Here is an 18,674-nt window from a genome sequence, read left to right as displayed (position 1 = left end):
CTCAGCTAAAGGCCCCCGCTCCTACCGGCAGAACCTGCGTCGGCTAGTTCGAAGGAGCCGACTGAGAGAAGAATGAACACCATCCTGACTCGCTTCATCGCTGAACATGCAGCGTCGGTGGAACCCACCGCGTATGTACTTGAGGGCCGCCGTGCGCAGCGCCCAAGAGGTATCTTCCCGGCTGCCTTTAGACGGTTTGGCGGCTCAATCGCTGCGGTGTCGGGCAAACAGCGTGTGGTGATTCAGAACCAGCAGACTGTCGGTGGCTTCCAGGTCAACCTCACCAGCCTCGCCAGCGTGGACGGCTATGAGGCATCTAGGTCTGCCACTTTGGCCTATGAGTATTTCCGCGCTGCACGTCTTAAGGTCCCTTCCGGCAGGGCATTCTCTTCGCGGGAGTACGAGGCTGCACTCGAGTATCTCGAGCAGCACAACGAGGCTCCGCTGCTGGTCAAGCCAGCACATACCTCCAGAGGACGCGGCATCACGCCGAATGTCCGCACAGAGCAGGATCTGAAGGCGGCCTGGGAGAACGCCCGTGCGGTCTATATCCGAGGTCTCGGCAGTAGCAATCAGATCCTGCTCGAGGAGCAGATTGAAGGTATCAGTATCCGCGCCTTCATCGCTGGGGAACGGGTAGTTGCCGCCACAGCGAGAATTCCTATGTTCATCGTGGGCGACGGCAACAAGACAGTTGAAGAGCTTGCGGTGCGGTCTGTGCGCCTCCGACGTCGCAATCCTTTTCTCTCAGAATATTCACTGGACGTGCACCAGATCCTCCAGGATTCTTGCGTGGATCCTTCGCATGTGCCGCCCCGGGGCGAGATACTTGTGCTGTCGGAGAGAGTTGGCATGGAGTACGGCGGGGTGACGGTGGACATCACAGATCACCTTGGGTCTGATCTGCAGAAGCTGGCAGTCGGAGCCGCATGGGCCGTACCGGGGATACCCGTGACAGCGGTGGATTTGGTGGCACCTCAGCTGGATTCGGCGGAAGGCGCGGCGGTGCTCCAGATTGACGTCGAGGCGAATCTTGCAGTCCACCATTTCCCCTGGATCGGTCAGCCCCGGCCGGTAGCTGAGTACGTGGCACGAGCCATGATTCGCCGGGCTCACGTCTAGCAAACCCGCCGTCGTCCCGGGCGAAGATAGTTCAGACAGAGTCGATGACGGTATCGATCCGTTTCTGCAACTGAGCAACAGTCTTCCGTGCTCTTTCCACCGCGTGCGGCAGCTGCCGCGCTCGTTCCGCGACACTTGAAGAGAAATCGCCTAGCTGATCGTACCGACCAACAAGATCCCCCAGTCCTGCGGCGGCAAGAATCCGTGTGATCTTCTGCGGGTTGGCCGCTGAACCGATCGGGTAGGCACCTTCCGTGGCTCCGATAATCAGTCCGTGGGCTCGGTCGCTGATCACTGCGATGGATTGCCGAAAGATCTCTCGGGCATACGCGTCCAGCACGGCGTGGCTCATGCTTGGCGGTACAAGGTAGCGACCCCCCAGGGCCTCGGCCAGACGCACGGCTTTAGGCGCATCCCGGGCCACTTGAGCCAGGGTGACGATTTGTGCAGATGTTTCAGCGGCGAGACCCGCGACAGCGCCGAACCACGAGTCCTCAGGCCACGGTCGGTCAAAGCGCATGGTGACCGCAAGAAGTGGACGCGAGCCAGTCGGCTTCCATTCAGTGGTCTCTGTGCCGAGAGAAAAAGCCCAGTCCGGAGCGACGTTGCCGAACCCTGCGGCTTCGCGGGAACCCTGGTCTCTCCAGGAGACCACCGGAGCCTCCCTGAAGACTCGCGGAAATTGTGTGCCCTGGGCAGCCTGCGGATCTTTGAAACCTATGCCTGCCACGATCAGTGTCCCCCCGGCACGCACCCCATATCTCAGCTCAGCGGTGCGCTGTGGATTCGGATACTTTCCACCCTGCGGATCGATTTCGCCAGCGTTGAAGAGATGGATTGCGCGCGGTGTAGAAACGCTGGTTCTGACCCATTTTCCTCGCTCAGTGTAAATGCAATCTGTCTCGCGCAGCTCAAAGCCAGACAAATAGTCAGCGGTCGGCGAATCGAAGAAAATGTGAAAACGGCGGTCCTCCCGCCGAAGTGCGCGAAGGTAAGCGGTTCGTAGTGCCGAATCGCCGAGGTTGTCATCCTGGCCGGTGAGGTCGACAAAGACTTCTTGTTGATTGCGGGCACCCATTGCAGGCCAGTCTATACTGGGCCGGTGCCGCCAGCTCTTACTCCTGAAGATCACTCCGCCGCGCTACGAGTCCATATCGGTCACCGGCCTCCTCGACCGAATGTCTCATATGTTGACCAGATAGTCGGAGAGAGCCAGGAGAGCATCGCCTTCAGCTACTTCACTGGTCTCCTGCGGAACTATGACGTCGACATCGTCCACGTTCATCACCCCTGTGCCCTACTTGGCGGAAAAACCGACGGCGACCCGCTGCCTAAGAATGATCTGGTGCTGTCGGCCTTAGCGCTGCGAGTAGTACGCAACCTCAGGAAGCATCGCACCGCCTTGGTCCAGACGGTACACGGCAAAGACCACTGCGGTACCGGTAGGTGGCGTGGAATCCTCGAACGCGCCACCGATGCCTACGTCACCCTCGATGCTGACACGAATACACCGGCACCGGACCGAACAGTCCATATCCCGCACGTTCATTATCGGGAACGCTTTCTCGGCTATCCGATGTCCGAACCGTTCTCGGGACGTGTGCTCTGTATTTCCCCACACCGCCTAGGCGCAGTCTCCGAAGCCCCGCTGCGTGTCTTTGAGCTGACTAGTACCGAGGGATTGTCGCTACGCGTGGCCGGCGGTCCGGACCCCGCGGTTGATCTGCTCATTGATCGGGCGGCAACAGGGATGCAGGAGAGGATCAGCTCCCGTGTGGAACTGCTCTCAGACGCCGCGATGGTCGAGGAAATCTCCGAGGCTGAGCTGGTCTTGCTCCCCGCGATTGAGACCTTGGCCGACGAGAGCATGCTCTTCATGGCCTTATCTCTGGAACGGCCAGTGCTCGTCCAGGACAGCCCGGCGGTGCAGAGCCTTCGCAGGGAAGTCGGACCGGGGTGGATTCACACCCACGATGGGGCCTTGACGGCAGAACGCATTGACAGTGTCATGGACGCGCTGCAGTCCGGGCCCGCGCAGCGGCCACCACAACTCATGGCGCGAAACATGAATGTTGTGGCCAAGCAGTACGCTGAAATCTACCGCGAGGTGGCCCGACGCCGCCGATGAGCGCCCCCGTCAGGCTGCAGACTTTGATGAAGCGCAACCTGACGGAGCTCCCGTCAGTTATAAGGGCAGGCGCCGTTTGAGCGCATAGTTGACTCGGTGCGCCAGCGGCTTCAAACCTGGGGCAACGCTAAGGGCCAGATGCCCATAAGGGCGTGCCCTGCGGGCAACGCTTCGCAACGCGCGTCGCGCGAAGGACTGTGCCGGGGCAGCCGGGTCTCCCGGCTTCTGTTCGGCCCCCCTCTTCGCCGCCCGAGTCCTGATTCCTGAGTGCCTCTCCACATAGAACAGCAGCAGGTCAACGAGTTCCTTAGCATCTGCGAGGGTCGGGTCCGGCGAGAACTCCGCAGGAAGCTTCCCGGTCACCAACTGCTGATACACGGTTGAGAAGCTGAACTTTCGTGCCTGCTCCGCCGCCTCTAGCGATGCGCTGGAGAGCAGCTGATAACGCTCTGGGTCCTCCGATACAGCCTTGACCTCACGGGCCAGGGCCAATGGGTCAGATTGTGGGACAGAGACGATCCCAGCGTTGTCCTGAACCGGGAGCAACCATGGAAGGTCATACATCACTACGGGCAGACCCCGCGCCTGCGCTTCAAGCAGAGTCAGCTGGTAACCCTCAATCACGCTGGTCGAGACGAATATATCGGCAGCGTCTGCGGCGTCGATCAGCTCCTGACCGTGCAATGGGCCCACGACCTCAATGAGATCCTCGAGCCCCTTCTTGCGCACCTCAACATTGAGCTTAGCTGGAGTCAAACCACGCCACTCAGGCCCGATGAGCTTGAGACGGAAATCCACATCCAGCTTCTTCAGCTCTGTTCCCACAGCGAGGAGCTGACGGACCTGTTTAGTGTGTTCGTCGAGGCGGCCCCACCAGATCAGTTCCACCCGCCGACCATGTGGTGCCGGCTTGGAGATCTCTTCTGCCGCAGAGTCCAGGATCATCGGTGAGACGGGGTTCGGCAGGTATGCCGCGTGCTTCACCCCTCTGAGCTTCCAATAGACGGCGTCCAGAGACGACAAGGTCACAACCTGGGCCAGCGCGTTCATATGGTTGGTAAGGAAGGATGTCAGGCCACTGAGATCGTAGACGGGCCGCCCGGCGAAATTGTGAATCCACCCGATTGTCGGAATGCCAAGAGCCCGGGCAGCCAGCGCATACACCGGCCAGTCGCGGGAATAAAGGATCTGGTGGTCGATAATCGCGTCGATGGCGTGCTCGCTGCAGATCTGGATCCACTCAGCCGCCTTATCCGAAGAGTTCGCGGCCCCCAGCTGAAGAAACGTAGCCCCAGCGGGGATGGCATGCTGGTCGCTGCCTTCGCCGCGAGCGGCAATGACCACACGGTAGCCAGCCTCGAGGAGGTACCTGGCCTGCGAGAGGAGCACCATGGAGACCCCACCAGTGGTCACCGTCTTGGTAGTCAGCAGAACGGTACGGACCTCACGTTCGCCCAAAGGTACGCGAGTGCCCAGACGTGCCAGCAGGCTGACGGCATCGGCTCCCTGCTGAGTCGCGGCGAGGACGAGATCTGCGGCCGGATATTGCGCCTCGAGTCGGCCTAGCCGCTCCGCCTGCGATGAAGTGTCAGGATCTCCCAGCACAGAGAGGATTTCATCTGCGATCACCGCCAGGCGCGGGTCTTGTGCTGCTGGGGAACTCAAGGGGGGCATTGGTGGGTACGCTCCATAACATTCAGTCAATGGCTTGATCAGCCGTTCTGCTGCATCCCGGCGACGGTATTCATACGCCCGGGAGACAGGCCTAATCCTAACGAAGCTGCTGCGTGCTTCCTGTGAGTGGTTGAATCTCCGGCGCTGTCCGTGGCTGCGGACCGGAGCTTCGCTGTTCCATGGCGCGGACCGTATCTTGTTCTGATACCCGCTGATGAAGAACTTCGAGACAGCTGGCAGCAAGACTGGGGTTCTCCAGTCCGGGAAGGTACTTCACCACGTTTCCTATCACGGTGAGCTTAGCCGCCTCATAACTTGCAAGGAGAGTCTCACCCGAGGAACCCCCATGCGCCGCCTGCTGACGCACAATCTGCGTGAGGGCATCAAGGGCGTCAATCGAGTGGAGATAGAACGCGAACTGATCCGTCGTCTCCACGCGTCGGCCACTGGGCCCGCGTTGGAAGTGGTACCGATAGAGCTTGTCTGGAACGGAGGAATACTGGCGGGCTGCCGCGGCGGCGAGGAACGAGATGGGCAGGTCATCGGCCCGGTACAGGCGTAGCGTGCTAGGAAGGCGCGAGTACGCCAGCCGCACGAGCTCAGTGCGGAAAAGGTAGCGCCACACCTGCATTTGCACCGGACCCTCGGGAGGAAACAGGCCCGGCAGAACCGCCTCATGGGATAGCTCCGCATATCGAGGCTGCAGCCTGCGTTCAAAATCGGCTACTGAATCTCTGCTCGCTGCCACGACATCGATTCCGAAGCCCACCAAGTCACTGTTGAGTTCCTGGGCCCGCCGGAGCGTTTTCTCCGCTGCCCCGGGCAACAGCTCGTCGTCACCGTCGAGGAAAAGCACGTACGGTGCTAGCGCTGCCTGTACTCCTCGCCTACGCGCTTGAAAGGGAGAAGAGTTCACAGCAAGCCGGAGCAGCCGAATACGCCGGTCCAACTGCTGAGCAGCGTCTATCACTTCAGCAGAGCGGTCCGTAGAGGCGTCGTCGACGCAGATGATCTCAATGTTCTCCAACGTTTGCGCCCGGCAGCTCTTCAGGGCGGCTTCAACCTGTTCCTCGTTGTTATGGACCGGAACAATGATAGAAACCTCGGGAGAGCTTGGCACAGTCCTCACCTCGAAAAAATGGTGGCTCGGTCGACTCTGCGGTCAACTCGGTGCGGTCGTCCCGCGGATGTGGTCATTCTGACAGTTACCTCGCCGAGAGACCACCCTCGATAACGGTTGTGAATCAGCCCGGGTGAGATATGGCACGCTGGGATTGTCGCTGCCGCTGCGTCAGGCTGGCGCATATAGTATTGGGCTGCCCGCCGGGCATGGACTGTGCGGCGATGATCACTTGGTGGCGCACTGCTCGCGCCCTGTTGTCTAACGATGGAGCTACGATGCAAGACTCTCCTCAGGTATCGATCGTGATGCCTGTCTTCAATGACGAAGACTGGATCGCCGAAGCGCTCGAAAGCTGCCTGAGCCAGACTCTGCAGGAGATCGAGGTCATCTGCGTAGATGATGCTTCCACGGATGACACCCCGCAGATCATCGAGCGGTATCGGGAGAAAGACCCGCGCGTGCGGCTGGTCCGCCAGCCGGCTAATCTCTCTGCGTTCCAGGCCCGCCGGGTCGGCATTCTTGAGTCATCCGCACCGTACATTCTCTTCCTCGACGGCGACGACGAGCTGGATCCGCGGGCTGCTGAAAAAGCTGTCGCTAAGGCGGAGTCCACGCACGCAGACCTCGTGGGATTCGGCGTCGCGGTGCTTGGTCCCAACGGGAACGCGGTGTTGGGATACCAACGGCGTCTGATGCCGAAACACTCATCCCTTGAGGGCGAGGAGATTCTCAAGGGGCTCTTCCCCGTCGGGCGGCCCGCGCAGGGCCAGCTGTGGAGGTTCTTATTCAGCACTGATCTGCTGCGTGAAGCTTATTCGCTCCTGCCAGAAGACCTTGTTCTCAGCCGCGTCAATGATCTGCCGATCACCTTCCTGGCGCTGGCCTCTGCCCGACGCTATGTTTCGATGACCGACCTTCTCTACCGGTATCACTTCCGCCGCGGAGGCAGTGGACACCAAGTCGCCGGCCTTGAGCAGTTCCAGTTCTACTGCCGAGGTATCGAATCTCTGGAGAGCATGGCCGGCGCTGTGCGGACCCTAGCGCGGAAGACTCCTGATCCTGAGCCGATTCTGGACGGCTACGAAACAGCCCGGTTGTCGATCATCGGAAACGTGCTGGGCTATTTGCTCGCCAGCGCAAGCGAGGAGTTCTACCAGGACTATCTCGAGCATCTCTACTCCTTGGTCAGCAAGGCAGACGTCGTGCTCGCCGCCGCTGACTACGCCCCGGACGCCATTCCGGTGCTGGCTAAGCACAGCACGAGGGCCGACCTCACAGGCCGAGAGGTGCGCAATGTCCTGCTCACCACAAAGGTCATCACCACTGGTGGGGTCTCATTAGTCCTCCTCGCCCAGGCGAAATACCTCACCCAGGCGGGCTACCAGGTGACGATTGCCGCTAAAAGCCGCGGCAGCGTGCTGGACGGGCTGCCAGAAGGTGTGAAGTTCGTAGAGATCACGGGCCGACGCGCCTCGACCCGGCTCTCACAATGGGCCGAAATCTGCAGAACCGAATCCATCGATGTGATCATCGAGCACCAGGTTCTCTACAGCAAGAGCTGGCCCTCCTATGCCCTCATGGCAGAGGCCGTAGGCGTTCCTACGATTGGATGGATTCACAGCTTCGCTCTGCGCCCGGTCTACGACCTCAAAGACATGATTTCCTTCATTCGGAAGCAGGCAAACTGCCTGGCTTCCGTTGTCACACTGTCGCCGCTGGACGTCTCATTCTGGAAGCTCCAGGGTGTGTCGCACACCTGCTACCTGCCAAACCCAGGATCCCCGATGCTGCTGGAGTCCGCAGGTTCTGCAGCAAAGAAGTCCGCACCTGAAGGCGCGCTGAAGCTCATCTGGTGGGGTCGGCTCGAAGAACACACCAAACAGGTCAGCCAGCTCATCGAGATTGCCGCTGAGCTTCGGCAGCTCGATGTGAACTTCCGGCTTACGATCATTGGGCCAGACTCACCGGAACTTACCGCCGCTGACCTGAAGACGCGCGCTAAGAGCCGCGACGTCGAGGACCTCGTGGACCTGGTAGGTCCGTTGCAGGGCAAGGATCTGCTCAATGCCATCGATGCCGCAGATATGTTCGTCAGTACGAGCATCCTCGAGGGCTATCAGCTCACACTCGCGGAGGCACAGGCGCGCGGGCTACCGGCGGCGATGTACGAGCTGCCCTGGCTGACCCTCGTGCAGGAGAACAGAGGGATCATTCCTGCCGCGCAGGGCGACGCCGCAGGCCTTGCCAGGAAGATTAAGGCCGTCGCTGGGGACCCCGACCTCTACGCCCAGTATTCACAAGCTTCTGCGGAGGCCGCGCAACGGGCACTGAGCCTGGACTTCTCCCGGCTGTACGAACAGCTGGTCACAGGGTCGCTGCCTGAGCAGTATTCACCGGAGCCGACCCTTGGAGACGCTCAGCAGATCATCGATTGGATCGTCTTCTTCACTGAGCGCCATACCGGTATTCCCGGCCGCCGCGGGCGGGGCTCCGTTGCCGGTGAAAAAACGCTGTTGCGCCGTGCTCTCAACCGGGTGGACCGGGCTGCTCCGGCTCTGAGGCCGGTCAAGCGCCGGGTGAAGCGTTTGCTGGGCCGTTAAACACCGGATTACCTGTGAGGAGGGGTCCGGCAGCGCCGAACCCCTCCTCACTGTCGCTCTCTGGCGGAAGCTATTGCGTCAGCGCATGGAGTCCATCGCGTCGTTGATGCGGCGTGTCAGCTCAGCGAGCCGTTGACGGGCCGTGTCCACAGCCGGTTTGAACTCCGGAAGCTGGGCATCAAATCGTGCAGAGAACTCCTGGAGCTGGTCGTAGCGTCCCACCAGATCCCCAAGGTCGGCAGCCGCAAGCAGCCGCTTGATCTTCTGGGGGTTAGCAGCCGAGCCGATGGGGTACGCGCCTTCGGTAGCAGCGATGATCAAACCATGGGCACGATCGCTGATCACTGCCAGAGCCTGGCCATACGTGTGCCGGGCGTGGGCGTCGAGGTCGGCATGCTTCATGCTTGGCGGGGTGAGGTACTCGCCGTCCAGCATCTGTGCCAGCTGAACAGCTCGGGGGGCATCCCGCGCCACCTGAGCGAGGGTGACGATTTCGCTGGAAGTCTGTGCAGCTAACGCCCGGACGCCCTCGATCCACTCAGCACCGGGCAGCGGACGATCGTAGCGAAGCGAAACCGCAAGCAGGGGCCGGGCCTCCGCCGGTGCCCACTGCGAGGTCGGTGTTCCCAGGGCATAGGCCCAGTCCGGCGCCCAGGTCCCGAAACCGGCCGCATCCCGAGAAGGCTTATCTCTCCATGAAGCGATTTTGGCTTCACGTAGGAGCGGATGGATACCGCTGGCGTCAAGCTTGGACGGGTCCTTAAGGCCGGTGCCGGCCATGATGATCATTCCGCCGCGGTCCACGATATTGCGTAACTGAATCGCGGTGTGCCGTGGCGGGTAGGCACGGCCGGGATTGATCTCACCAGCGTTGAAGAGCATCACTGCGCCCTTGGAGCTGTTGCTTGCGGCGATCCATTCATCTCGGTCGTTATAGACCTTGTGCTCTGGCTTCAGAGGTATGCCGGTCAAGTAATCAGTGGTCTGCCCCTCGAAATGCACGTGGAACTGGCGTCCTGGTCCCTGCGCCGCTTCAAAGTAGGCCGCCCTCAGGGCGGAGTCACCGAGGTTGTCGTCCTGGCCGCCGAGGTGGATAAAAACGTCCTGCACGCTGTTTTCGCTCATCGCGTCTACTCTAATATAGTTATTCTGTGCTCCCCGATGATCCTAGTCCACACAATGGCCGTACTCTTCGCGTACTTGTGGGCCACCGACCACCAGCACCAAAGGTTCGTTACATAGACCAGGTCATCGGTGAGGAGACTCACGGCATCGATTTCGGCTACTTCGGCGGGGCTTTCCGCAATCAGGAAGCAGAAGTCGTCCATATCATGGATCTCAACCCTCTCCTAGGTGAATCCACCAAAGACAGTACTCGAGTGGCGGAAGCCAAGAGCTTCGTCGAGACACTTCAGGAGCAGAGGACCGCACTGGTTCAGACCATCCTGGATAGCACTCCGGCCGACGACGCTGCCCAGCAGATTCTTAACGAGGCCACTGAGACCTTCATCGTCCTCGACAATCACACCCCGACCCCGGATGCGTCACGAACTGTTGTAGTCCCCCATGCCCACTTTCGCAGCCGATTCTTCGGCTACCCGCGCGCGCATGAAGTAGCGGGGCGATTGTTATGTGTGGCGCGATCAGAGCTATCTCGCTCTGCGGAAGGACCGTTAAAAGTCTTCTCTGTCACCGACACCCCTGAACTATCACTGCGGGTCGTTGGAGACGAAGACCCAGCTCTTGAGCAACTGATTCCGCGTGCTGTGCGACGGGCGGGGGGTTCCGTCTCAGCTCGCACGGAGCTCCTCTCCGACGCAGAGCTCGTTCGCGAGATTGATGCTGCTGAGTTCGTGATTCTGCCGCAAGTCACCTCCCTGGAGGATATGACCCTGCTTTACCTAGCTCTTTCGCTGGACCGGCCGGTGATGCTGCCCGAAAGCGAGTTGGCACGTGAGCTGGGGGCAGAGGTAGGTCCTGGCTGGATCAACTGCTTCGACGGCCCCGTGACGGCTGAGGGCATTGATCAACTTGTCGCTCAGGCGCGAGCCCTGCCGCGCTCAGTGCGGCCTGACTTGGACGCACGGGATCCAGAGGTGATTGCGAGAAGGTATGCCGAGGTGTACCGCGCCGCTGCTAAGAGCGTCACTCGCTGAAGACGCCGCCGAGGTTCGTGCGAGTTTCCGCGGCTTGACGGCACCCGCTGATAGACTGGCAGGCGCTTTGCCGGTGCTCTGCGCGCGGCAACGACAAACCGGAAGGAACTGACGTTTCATGGGAACATCCACCACCGAAGCATCGCAGTATGCTCTCGGTGCACGTCGCGTAGTGCAGCTGGACGGTTCACGCCTGGTACGCGTTGGTGCTCGCCCCACACTGGGCCAGTACATCAAGCAGCTGTGGAAATTCCGGCACTTCCTTTACTACGACTCACGTTCCCGCGTCTCAGCGCAGAACAACTATGACGCTCTGGGCCGTGTGTGGATGGTTTTCAACCCCATCCTGCTGGGTCTGGCGTTCTTCACAGTCTTTGGTCTGATCCTCGAGTCATCACGCGGTATCGCCAACTTCCTGGGCTACCTGGTGATTGGCATCTTCATGTTCCGCTTCTTCACCTCTGCCATCACCGGTGCGGCGAACTCGATCGCCGGGAATCAGAGCGTGGTCCAGGCATTTAACTTCCCTCGGGCGGCGCTGCCACTCTCAGCTGCCGTCCGGGAGCTTTTCGCTTCCGTACCGGTCTTTGTGGTGATGGCTCTGCTGGCCTATTTCCTGGGTGGTTACCAGGTCACCCCGGACGAGGAGAACGCCTACCCGGTTGAGCTCACCTGGCACTGGCTGCTGTTCTTCCCGGCAGTGTTCCTGGCGCTGCTGACCATGGCAGGCATCGGCATGATCCTGGCCCGTCTGGTCAACCACTGGAACGACACCAAACACCTGATCACCTTCGGCACACGAGTTCTGCTCTACACCTCTTGCGTGTTCTTCAGCATCGAACGCTATGACCGTGCCCCCTGGGTCAAGACCATCGTGGAGCACAACCCGCTGTTCTGTGTCCTGGATATCGTCCGCCACGCCTGGCTCTACGACGGCTTCGCCGACCCCCAGCGCTGGGTGGTCTTGAGCATCTGGGCATTCGGTTCGCTGATTATTGGCTTCATTGTCTTCTGGGCCGGCGAAGAGTCCTACGGGAAGGAACGATGAGCACTCCCGCATCTGAGTACACTCCACGTCGTGCCAACTGGCTGGCCTCCTCCAACGCCACCGCAGGTGGCCTCGACGTCGACCCCGAGGCTCTCGATGACTTCGACAGCATCGAAGAGATCGCCTGGGACTCCGCACCGCTGACCTATCACGCCCCTGTTGTGGAGACCGCGGACTCCAAGGAGATCGCTGTAGCGGTCGACGGTGTCTCCATGGTCTACCGGGTGCGCTCCTCCACGGAGTACCTCAAGGCCGAGAACCGCTTCGCCCGTATGGTGAAGCAGGTCACCGGCTCAGGCTGGGCCGAGATTCCCGCCCTGGACGAAGTCAGCTTTGTGGTGAACCGCGGCGAGTCAGTAGGTGTCATCGGCACTAACGGCTCCGGTAAGTCCACCCTGATGAAGCTGCTCACCGGTAAGGTCCGTCCCACCACCGGCGAGGTCTACGCAACCTCCACCCCGGTCATGCTCGGCGTAAACGCCGCACTGGTAAGGACCATCTCTGGCCGGGAGAACATCAAGCTTGGCTGCTTGGCCATGGGGCTCAGCCCCGAGCAGGCCGCTGAGAAGTTCGACATGATCGTGGAGATCTCCGGTCTCCACGACGCCTTGGACATGCCGCTGAAGGCGTACTCCTCAGGTATGGCTTCCCGATTGCAGTTCGCCATCGCCACAGCCGTGGACCCCGATATTCTGCTCATCGATGAGGCCCTGAACACCGGCGATGCCCAATTCCGGGCCCGCACCAAGCAGCGGTTGGATGAGGTGCGGTCCAAGGCCGGCTGCGTCTTCCTGGTTTCGCACTCGCTAGGCACGATCAAGCAGATGTGCACCCGGGTGATCTGGATCGAACAGGGACGGCTGCTGGCCGACGGAGATCCGGAGTGGGTCTGTTCCCAGTACGAGGAGTACACCTCGCATAAATCCAATGACCGTAAACGCTCCGCACAGATCGTCTACGATCGCACCCTGCTGAAGCTGGCACCACTGCAGTTGGAGTTCAGCGAGGGCACCCGCCCCACTCGAGCGGGCTGATAAACCTCCAGGTACAAAGAAGCCCGGCGTGGTCACATGACCGCACCGGGCTTCTTTGTCAGCTGTGACGCCTAGAACCAGATGGAGATCTCCCGCTCGGCAGATTCCACGGAGTCCGAGCCGTGCACCAGATTCTTCTGGACCTTCTCCCCCCAGTCGCGGCCCAGGTCACCGCGGATGGTGCCCGGTGCCGCCGTCGTGGGATCAGTAGTGCCCGCCAGGGAGCGGAAGCCCTCGATGACGCGGTCGCCTTCCAGGATGGCTGCCACCACGGGTCCGGAGAGCATAAAGTCCACCAGCGGCTGGTAGAACGGTTTGCCCTCATGCTCAGCGTAATGGGCGGCCAGTTGCTCAGCGCTGGCCTGCAGCTTCTTCAGCTCAGCGATGGTGTATCCCTTCGCCTCGATGCGGCGCAGGATCTCACCGGTGAGTCCCCGCTGCACGCCGTCGGGCTTAATCAGCACCAGAGTGCGTTCAGTCACGTTAAAGCTCCTCACTTCTCCCCCGGTGCGCCCTCAGACTCACCGGCATATTCTTGTTCCAGTCTGTATCTTTCCATCTTTTCCGCATCAATCTGCGCGCCCTTTTTCACCGCATACCACCAGCAGGCCAGGAACCCCAGCCCGGGCAGCAGCGCAAGCGGAGCCCAGAGTCCCTGCTCTGTGACCAGGGCCGTACCGAGAAAACCAGCGACGATGACTGCCTGCAGCGCCCAACCGATGATGTAACCGAGCGGCTTCTGCAGTAGCGCGCACGTCATGATGCAGGCCACCGCGACCACTAGGGATCCGCCGAAGATCCACCACGCGTACCATTCGTGCTGATTAAGCCCCCAGGCGGCTAGGCCGAAGAACAGCATCAGTGCCGCCTCCAGGCTGAGTACCGTAGAGGAGAACAGGACTCTGACCGAGCGGGGTGGTCGGGTCTGTCCCGGCTGCCACTGCTGCTGTGCCCTGCTGAGCCGTCGTCCCATCAGGCTGCTCCCAGCAGGGTGCGAGCCTCGCCCACCAGAGTGATGGATCCGGTGATCAAAATGCCGCCAGTGGCGGTCTCCCCGGAGTCATCCACGCGCATCACCGCCCAGTCGATGGCCTCATCCAGTCGTTCGGTGATATGGATATCCTCCTCGCGGAATCCGGCGTCCTGTGCCAGCTCGGCCAAGTCCGCTGCCGGGATGGCGCGCGGGGAGGTTGACTCGGTGAAGCAGATTTCCTCAGCCAGACCTTCATACTGTGTGTAGAGGGTCTGCAGCATGGCGGGGGCGTCCTTTTCCTGCAGGATTCCCACCACCAGTACCAGTTTGGTGAGCCCGAAGCTCTCCTTCAGCGCCAGCGCGGAGGCTTCAAGGCCTGCGGGGTTATGCCCGGCGTCAACGATGACGGCCGGACCGGTGCGCAAGGTCTCCAGCCGACCCGGCGAGGTGATGTTCTCACAGGCCAACTGCAGGTTCTCTAGGTTGAGTTCCTTCTCCCCTCCCCCGAGGAAAGCCTCCAACGCGGCGACGGCCAGCGCGAAGTTCTCTGCCTGATGGGGTCCATGCAGCGCCAGCAGCAGGTCTGGATAGCGGCCGGCGAGCCCCTGGATGGTCAGCTGCTGTCCGCCCACCCCCGGGGTACGGGATTCAACGCCGAACTCCACGGACTCGAAGCGGAACTCCACCCCGGCCGTCCGGGCAGCTTCGAGCAGCGCATCAGCCGCCTCAGGAATCTGTGCCGCGGAGATCAGGAAGCCACCGGGTTTGATGATTCCGGCTTTCTCCAGAGCGATGTCGCGTTCGGTATCGCCCAATAAGTCCGTATGGTCCAAGCTGATGGGGGTGATCACCTGGACTGCGGGCTCCACTACGTTGGTGGCATCCCATGTGCCGCCCAATCCCACCTCGATGACCATCACATCAACTGGCTCATCGGCGAAGATCGCGAAAGCCAGCACCGTCAGGCACTCAAACAGCGTCAGGGGCACTTCACCGCGGGCCGAGAGCTGCTGATCCACCAGCTGGATATGCGGCCGGATCTCATCCCATACCCGGACAAAGGTCTCATCCGAGACTGGTTTGCCGTCGACGCTGATCCGCTCGGTCACCGACCCCATATGCGGGGAGCTGTACCGTCCCACCCGCAGGTCATGGGCTAGCAGACCGGCTTCGATCATCCTGGCGGTAGAGGTCTTGCCGTTGGTGCCGCCTACATGGATCACTGGCGCCGAACGTTGGGGCTCCCCCAGGACATCCATGGCCATCTGCATGGGCTCCAGGCGGGGCTGCATGTCATTCTCCGGCGCGCGCGCCAGCATCTCCGCATAGACACTGGCCACGGAGAAGTGATCAAGCGGCTGAGCTCCGGAGGGTCCTGAACTGGGCATCTCTGAACTGGGCGTATCTGAGCTAGGCATGAGTGTCCTCTACGACGACGGCGACGCTGACCTTGGTCTCTTCCTGCATCTCCCCGGCCAGCAGGTTCAGCTCCACGGTGAGAGTCTCGGACTTCACTAGTTCCTGATGCGCTTCCACCGCACTGATGACCTCCGGGGCGGCTGTCAGTGTGGTGGAGATTCGGTCAGAAACCTGCAGGTCTGCATCCTTACGGGCAGCCTGGATGGTGCGGATGACATCCCGGGCGGTGCCCTCGGCCACAAGCTCCTCGGTCAGTTCGGTGTTGAGCACCAGGAAACCGCCCTGTTCGAGCACGGTGACGGCTTTATCCCCGAGTTCCTCAGAGACTGTGGTGGTCAGGGTGTATTCGCCCTCAGCGAGCTCAAGACCACCGGCGGTGACCACCCCGTCGGTCACCGACCAGTCGCCGGATTTGGCGCCCTTGATGGCCTGCTGCACCTGCTTGCCCAGCCGCGGGCCCGCAGCACGGGCATTGACCACCAGCTGCTGGCCGATCCCATAGGCCTCGGCCGAGGTTTCTGCAAGATCCCGCAGCACCACGGATTTGATGTTCAGCTCATCGGCGATGATCTGCTCATAGGTTCCGGCCAAGGCGACCGCCTCAGGCACCACTACCGTCAGTTCTGACAGGGGCTGGCGGACACGCCGCTTGGCCTGTTTGCGCAGCGCCGATCCGGCGGAGGTGATGGACCGGGTCAGCTCCATCAGTTCCACGGCCCGCTCATCCTTCAGATAGTCCTGCGGATTGGGCCAGTCCGCCAGGTGCACCGAACGGCCACCAGTGAGGCCGCGCCAGATCTCTTCACTGATCAGCGGCAGCAGTGGGGCAGCTACCCGGGTGAAGGTCTCCAGGGCGGTGTAGAGCACATCGTAGGCAGCAAAATCCTCGTCGTAGAACCGCTGGCGGGAACGCCGGATGTACCAGTTGGTCAGAGTCTCGGAATAGCGACGCAGAGCATCAGTAGCACCAGCCACGGCGAAGTCGTCCATGGCCGCGGTGACGTCCCGGACCAGATCACCGGTCGCGGCGAGGATGTACCGATCCAGGGGGTTCTCGACGTCGTCGGCCTTCACGCTCTTAGCTTGGTAGCCCGCTCCCCCATTGGCGGTATTGGCGTAGAGGGCGAAGAAGTGCCAGGCGTTCCACATCGGCAGCAGCACCTGACGAACGCCCTCGCGGATGCCTTCCTCCGTGACAATCAGGTTTCCGCCGCGCAGGATGGGGCTGGACATCAGGAACCAGCGCATCGCATCGGAGCCATCGCGGTCGAAGACCTCGTTGACGTCCGGGTAGTTCTGCAACGATTTGGACATCTTCTGCCCGTCAGAGCCCAGCACGATGCCATGGCTGATCACGTTGGTGAAGGCCGGGCGGTCGAAGAGCGCGGTGGCCAGGATATGCATGGTGTAGAACCAGCCGCGGGTCTGGCCGATGTACTCCACAATGAAGTCTGCTGGGTGGTGGTTCTCGAACCACTCAGCGTTCTCGAAGGGGTAGTGCACCTGGGCGAATTGCATGGAGCCGGAGTCGAACCAGACGTCCAGCACATCTTCGACTCGCACCATCTTGGACTGGCCGGTGGGGTCATCCGGGTTCGGCCGGGTCAGCTGATCGATCCACGGACGGTGCAGGTCCGGTTCTCCGGCGGCATTGCGCGGATAGTCACCGAAGGCCTCCTTGAGCTCCTCCAGGGAACCGTAGACCTCGGTGCGCGGGTAGTTGGGGTCATCGGAGACCCACACCGGAATGGGGCTGCCCCAGTAGCGGTTGCGCGAGATGGACCAGTCACGTGCGTTCTCAAGCCATTTCCCGAACTGGCCGTCTTTGACGTTCTCCGGGATCCAGTTGATCTGCTCGTTGAGTTCTAGCATCCGCTGCTTGATCTGAGTGACAGCTACGTACCAGGAGGTCACGGCCTTGTACATCAGCGGAGTGCGGCAGCGCCAGCAGTGCGGGTAGGAGTGCACATAGGACTGTTCGCGCACCAACCGGCCATCGGCCTTGAGCTGGTTGATGATGGTGCGATTAGCGTCAAAGGCCTGCACGCCGGCGATCTGCGCCAGCGGGGCATCACCTTCAGGAGTCGGCTCAGCGAACATCGGAAGGAACTTCGCGGCCGAGTCCACGGAGAGGATCACGGGGATGCCGGCCTCTTCAGAGGACCGCTGATCCTCCTCACCGTAGGCGGAGGCCTGATGGACCAGCCCGGTTCCGTCGCTGGTCGTCACATAGTCCTCCACCAGCACCCGGAAGGCGTGTTCGGTGCCCCACTTCTGCGTATCGGTGTAGTAGCTCCACAGCGGCTTGTACTCCAGATTCACCAGATCACGGCCCTGGTACCGGCCGACGACGGCGGCCACCGCGGCCTGTGCGGCGGTCTGATCCTCTGAGTCGGTGAAGCCCAGATCCTTGGCATAGGCACCCAGCAGCTCGGCGGCGAGCATGTGTTTACCCGGCAGCGGCCCGTCTGCGGGAGCTTCCACCACCACGTATTCGATCTCCGGACCCACGGCAATGGAGAAGTTCGTGGGCAGAGTCCAGGGTGTGGTGGTCCACGCCAGCAGGTTCACTCCGGTGAGTGTGTCCCCGAGCTGGCCGCCGCCGGTGACCGGGAAGGTCACAGTCACTGAGGGGTCCTGGCGGTCTTTATAGACGTCGTCGTCCATGCGCAGCTCGTGGTTGGACAGTGGGGTCTCGTCCTTCCAGCAGTATGGCAGCACGCGGAAGCCCTGATAGGTCAGGCCCTTCTCGTGCAGCTGCTTGAAGGCCCAGATGACGGACTCCATGAAGTCCACGTTGAGGGTCTTGTAGTCGTTCTCGAAGTCCACCCAGCGAGCCTGCCGGGTCACATAGGTTTCCCACTCTTTGGTGTATTTCAGCACTGAGGCGCGGCAGGCGTCGTTGAAGTGCTCGATGCCCATGGACTCGATCTCGGCTTTGTCGGTCATGCCGAGTTCCTTCATAGCCGAAAGCTCAGCAGGCAGACCGTGGGTATCCCAGCCGAAGCGGCGATCCACACGCTTGCCGCGCATGGTCTGGTAGCGCGGGACGAGGTCCTTGACGTAGCCGGTGAGCAAGTGGCCGTAGTGCGGCAGGCCGTTGGCGAACGGCGGACCGTCATAGAAGACGAACTCCTCGGTGTCCGGCCGACTCTCGATACTGGCCTTGAAGGTGCCGTCAGCCTCCCAGTACTTCAGAATCCGCTGTTCGATCTCAGGGAAACGCACAGAGGTCGGCACCTTACGCTCACCTGTGGCAGCGCGGGGGTAGACGGGAGCGGAGTTCTCGGTCATGGAAGGTCCATCCTGCTTACGGTTGTGACAGTCGGCTGTTGTCTTCATCCGCAAGGACGCTGCGTGATGCGGCAACCCTACGGACCAGACCCGTGTAAGTCGC

The 18,674-nt window shown here is 61.4% G+C and carries 14 protein-coding genes; 6 read left to right on the top strand and 8 right to left on the bottom strand.

The annotated features are described in order from the left end of the window. Nucleotides 1–72: 72 nt before the first annotated feature. Nucleotides 73–1,122, top strand: a complete 1,050-nt coding sequence (locus ABEA23_RS11665) for a hypothetical protein (protein ID WP_345478182.1) — start codon at nucleotides 73–75, stop codon at nucleotides 1,120–1,122. A 31-nt stretch (nucleotides 1,123–1,153) separates the two neighbouring features. Here ABEA23_RS11665 and ABEA23_RS11660 read toward each other — a convergent pair whose 3' ends face one another. After that, nucleotides 1,154–2,200: a hypothetical protein gene (locus ABEA23_RS11660; RefSeq protein ID WP_345478181.1), complete on the bottom strand. Its 1,047-nt coding sequence runs from the start codon at nucleotides 2,198–2,200 to the stop codon at nucleotides 1,154–1,156. Between the two features lie 24 nt (nucleotides 2,201–2,224). On the opposite strand from ABEA23_RS11660, the gene ABEA23_RS11655 reads away from it, so the two are divergent. Continuing rightward, a complete protein-coding gene (locus tag ABEA23_RS11655; RefSeq protein ID WP_345478180.1) occupies nucleotides 2,225–3,250 on the top strand; it encodes a glycosyltransferase family protein in 1,026 nt (341 codons plus the stop codon). Nucleotides 3,251–3,307: 57 nt separating this feature from the next. Here ABEA23_RS11655 and ABEA23_RS11650 read toward each other — a convergent pair whose 3' ends face one another. After that, complete coding sequence (locus ABEA23_RS11650; RefSeq protein WP_345478179.1) at nucleotides 3,308–4,924, bottom strand: glycosyltransferase family 4 protein; 1,617 nt, start codon at nucleotides 4,922–4,924, stop codon at nucleotides 3,308–3,310. Between the two features lie 97 nt (nucleotides 4,925–5,021). Then, on the bottom strand, nucleotides 5,022–6,044 hold the full coding sequence (locus tag ABEA23_RS11645) for a glycosyltransferase family 2 protein (protein ID WP_345478177.1): 1,023 nt from the start codon (nucleotides 6,042–6,044) through the stop codon (nucleotides 5,022–5,024). Between the two features lie 278 nt (nucleotides 6,045–6,322). Here ABEA23_RS11645 and ABEA23_RS11640 point away from each other — a divergent pair, with 278 nt between their 5' ends. Then, complete coding sequence (locus ABEA23_RS11640; protein WP_345478176.1) at nucleotides 6,323–8,647, top strand: glycosyltransferase; 2,325 nt, start codon at nucleotides 6,323–6,325, stop codon at nucleotides 8,645–8,647. 78 nt (nucleotides 8,648–8,725) lie between these two features. Here the strand turns inward: ABEA23_RS11640 and ABEA23_RS11635 are convergent, their stop codons facing one another. Next, entirely contained in the window at nucleotides 8,726–9,772 is a 1,047-nt protein-coding gene (locus ABEA23_RS11635) for a hypothetical protein (protein ID WP_345478175.1), read from the bottom strand. 77 nt (nucleotides 9,773–9,849) lie between these two features. Here ABEA23_RS11635 and ABEA23_RS11630 point away from each other — a divergent pair, with 77 nt between their 5' ends. The 3 genes from ABEA23_RS11630 to ABEA23_RS11620 all read left to right on the top strand — a co-directional run bounded on the left by ABEA23_RS11630 (nucleotide 9,850) and on the right by ABEA23_RS11620 (nucleotide 12,885). Next, complete coding sequence (locus ABEA23_RS11630; RefSeq protein ID WP_345478174.1) at nucleotides 9,850–10,803, top strand: hypothetical protein; 954 nt, start codon at nucleotides 9,850–9,852, stop codon at nucleotides 10,801–10,803. A 118-nt stretch (nucleotides 10,804–10,921) separates the two neighbouring features. Then, nucleotides 10,922–11,851 carry an ABC transporter permease gene (locus ABEA23_RS11625; RefSeq protein WP_345478173.1) on the top strand — a complete coding sequence of 310 codons (930 nt, stop codon included), beginning with the start codon at nucleotides 10,922–10,924 and terminating at the stop codon, nucleotides 11,849–11,851. Beyond that, nucleotides 11,848–12,885: an ABC transporter ATP-binding protein gene (locus ABEA23_RS11620; protein WP_345478172.1), complete on the top strand. Its 1,038-nt coding sequence runs from the start codon at nucleotides 11,848–11,850 to the stop codon at nucleotides 12,883–12,885. The genes ABEA23_RS11625 and ABEA23_RS11620 overlap by 4 nt, the downstream gene beginning before the upstream one ends. Before the next feature lie 71 nt (nucleotides 12,886–12,956). Here the strand turns inward: ABEA23_RS11620 and ndk are convergent, their stop codons facing one another. The 4 genes from ndk to ileS are packed head-to-tail and all read right to left on the bottom strand — an operon-like array spanning nucleotide 12,957 to nucleotide 18,571. Continuing rightward, nucleotides 12,957–13,367 (bottom strand): nucleoside-diphosphate kinase, encoded by a 411-nt coding sequence (gene ndk, locus ABEA23_RS11615; RefSeq protein WP_345478171.1) that lies wholly within the window; start codon nucleotides 13,365–13,367, stop codon nucleotides 12,957–12,959. An 11-nt stretch (nucleotides 13,368–13,378) separates the two neighbouring features. Then, on the bottom strand, nucleotides 13,379–13,858 hold the full coding sequence (locus ABEA23_RS11610; RefSeq protein WP_345478170.1) for a DUF4233 domain-containing protein: 480 nt from the start codon (nucleotides 13,856–13,858) through the stop codon (nucleotides 13,379–13,381). Continuing rightward, nucleotides 13,858–15,246 carry a bifunctional folylpolyglutamate synthase/dihydrofolate synthase gene (locus tag ABEA23_RS11605; RefSeq protein ID WP_345478671.1) on the bottom strand — a complete coding sequence of 463 codons (1,389 nt, stop codon included), beginning with the start codon at nucleotides 15,244–15,246 and terminating at the stop codon, nucleotides 13,858–13,860. Before ABEA23_RS11605 ends, ABEA23_RS11610 begins: the two co-directional genes overlap by 1 nt. Before the next feature lie 22 nt (nucleotides 15,247–15,268). Beyond that, nucleotides 15,269–18,571, bottom strand: a complete 3,303-nt coding sequence (gene ileS / locus ABEA23_RS11600; RefSeq protein WP_345478169.1) for an isoleucine--tRNA ligase — start codon at nucleotides 18,569–18,571, stop codon at nucleotides 15,269–15,271. Nucleotides 18,572–18,674 lie beyond the last annotated feature (103 nt).

The sequence above is a fragment of the Nesterenkonia rhizosphaerae genome (assembly GCF_039544555.1).
In the GTDB taxonomy this organism is placed as follows: domain Bacteria; phylum Actinomycetota; class Actinomycetes; order Actinomycetales; family Micrococcaceae; genus Nesterenkonia; species Nesterenkonia rhizosphaerae.
The sequence above is the reverse complement of the archived record's forward strand: the minus strand, read 5'-3'. Positions and strand labels throughout refer to the sequence as shown.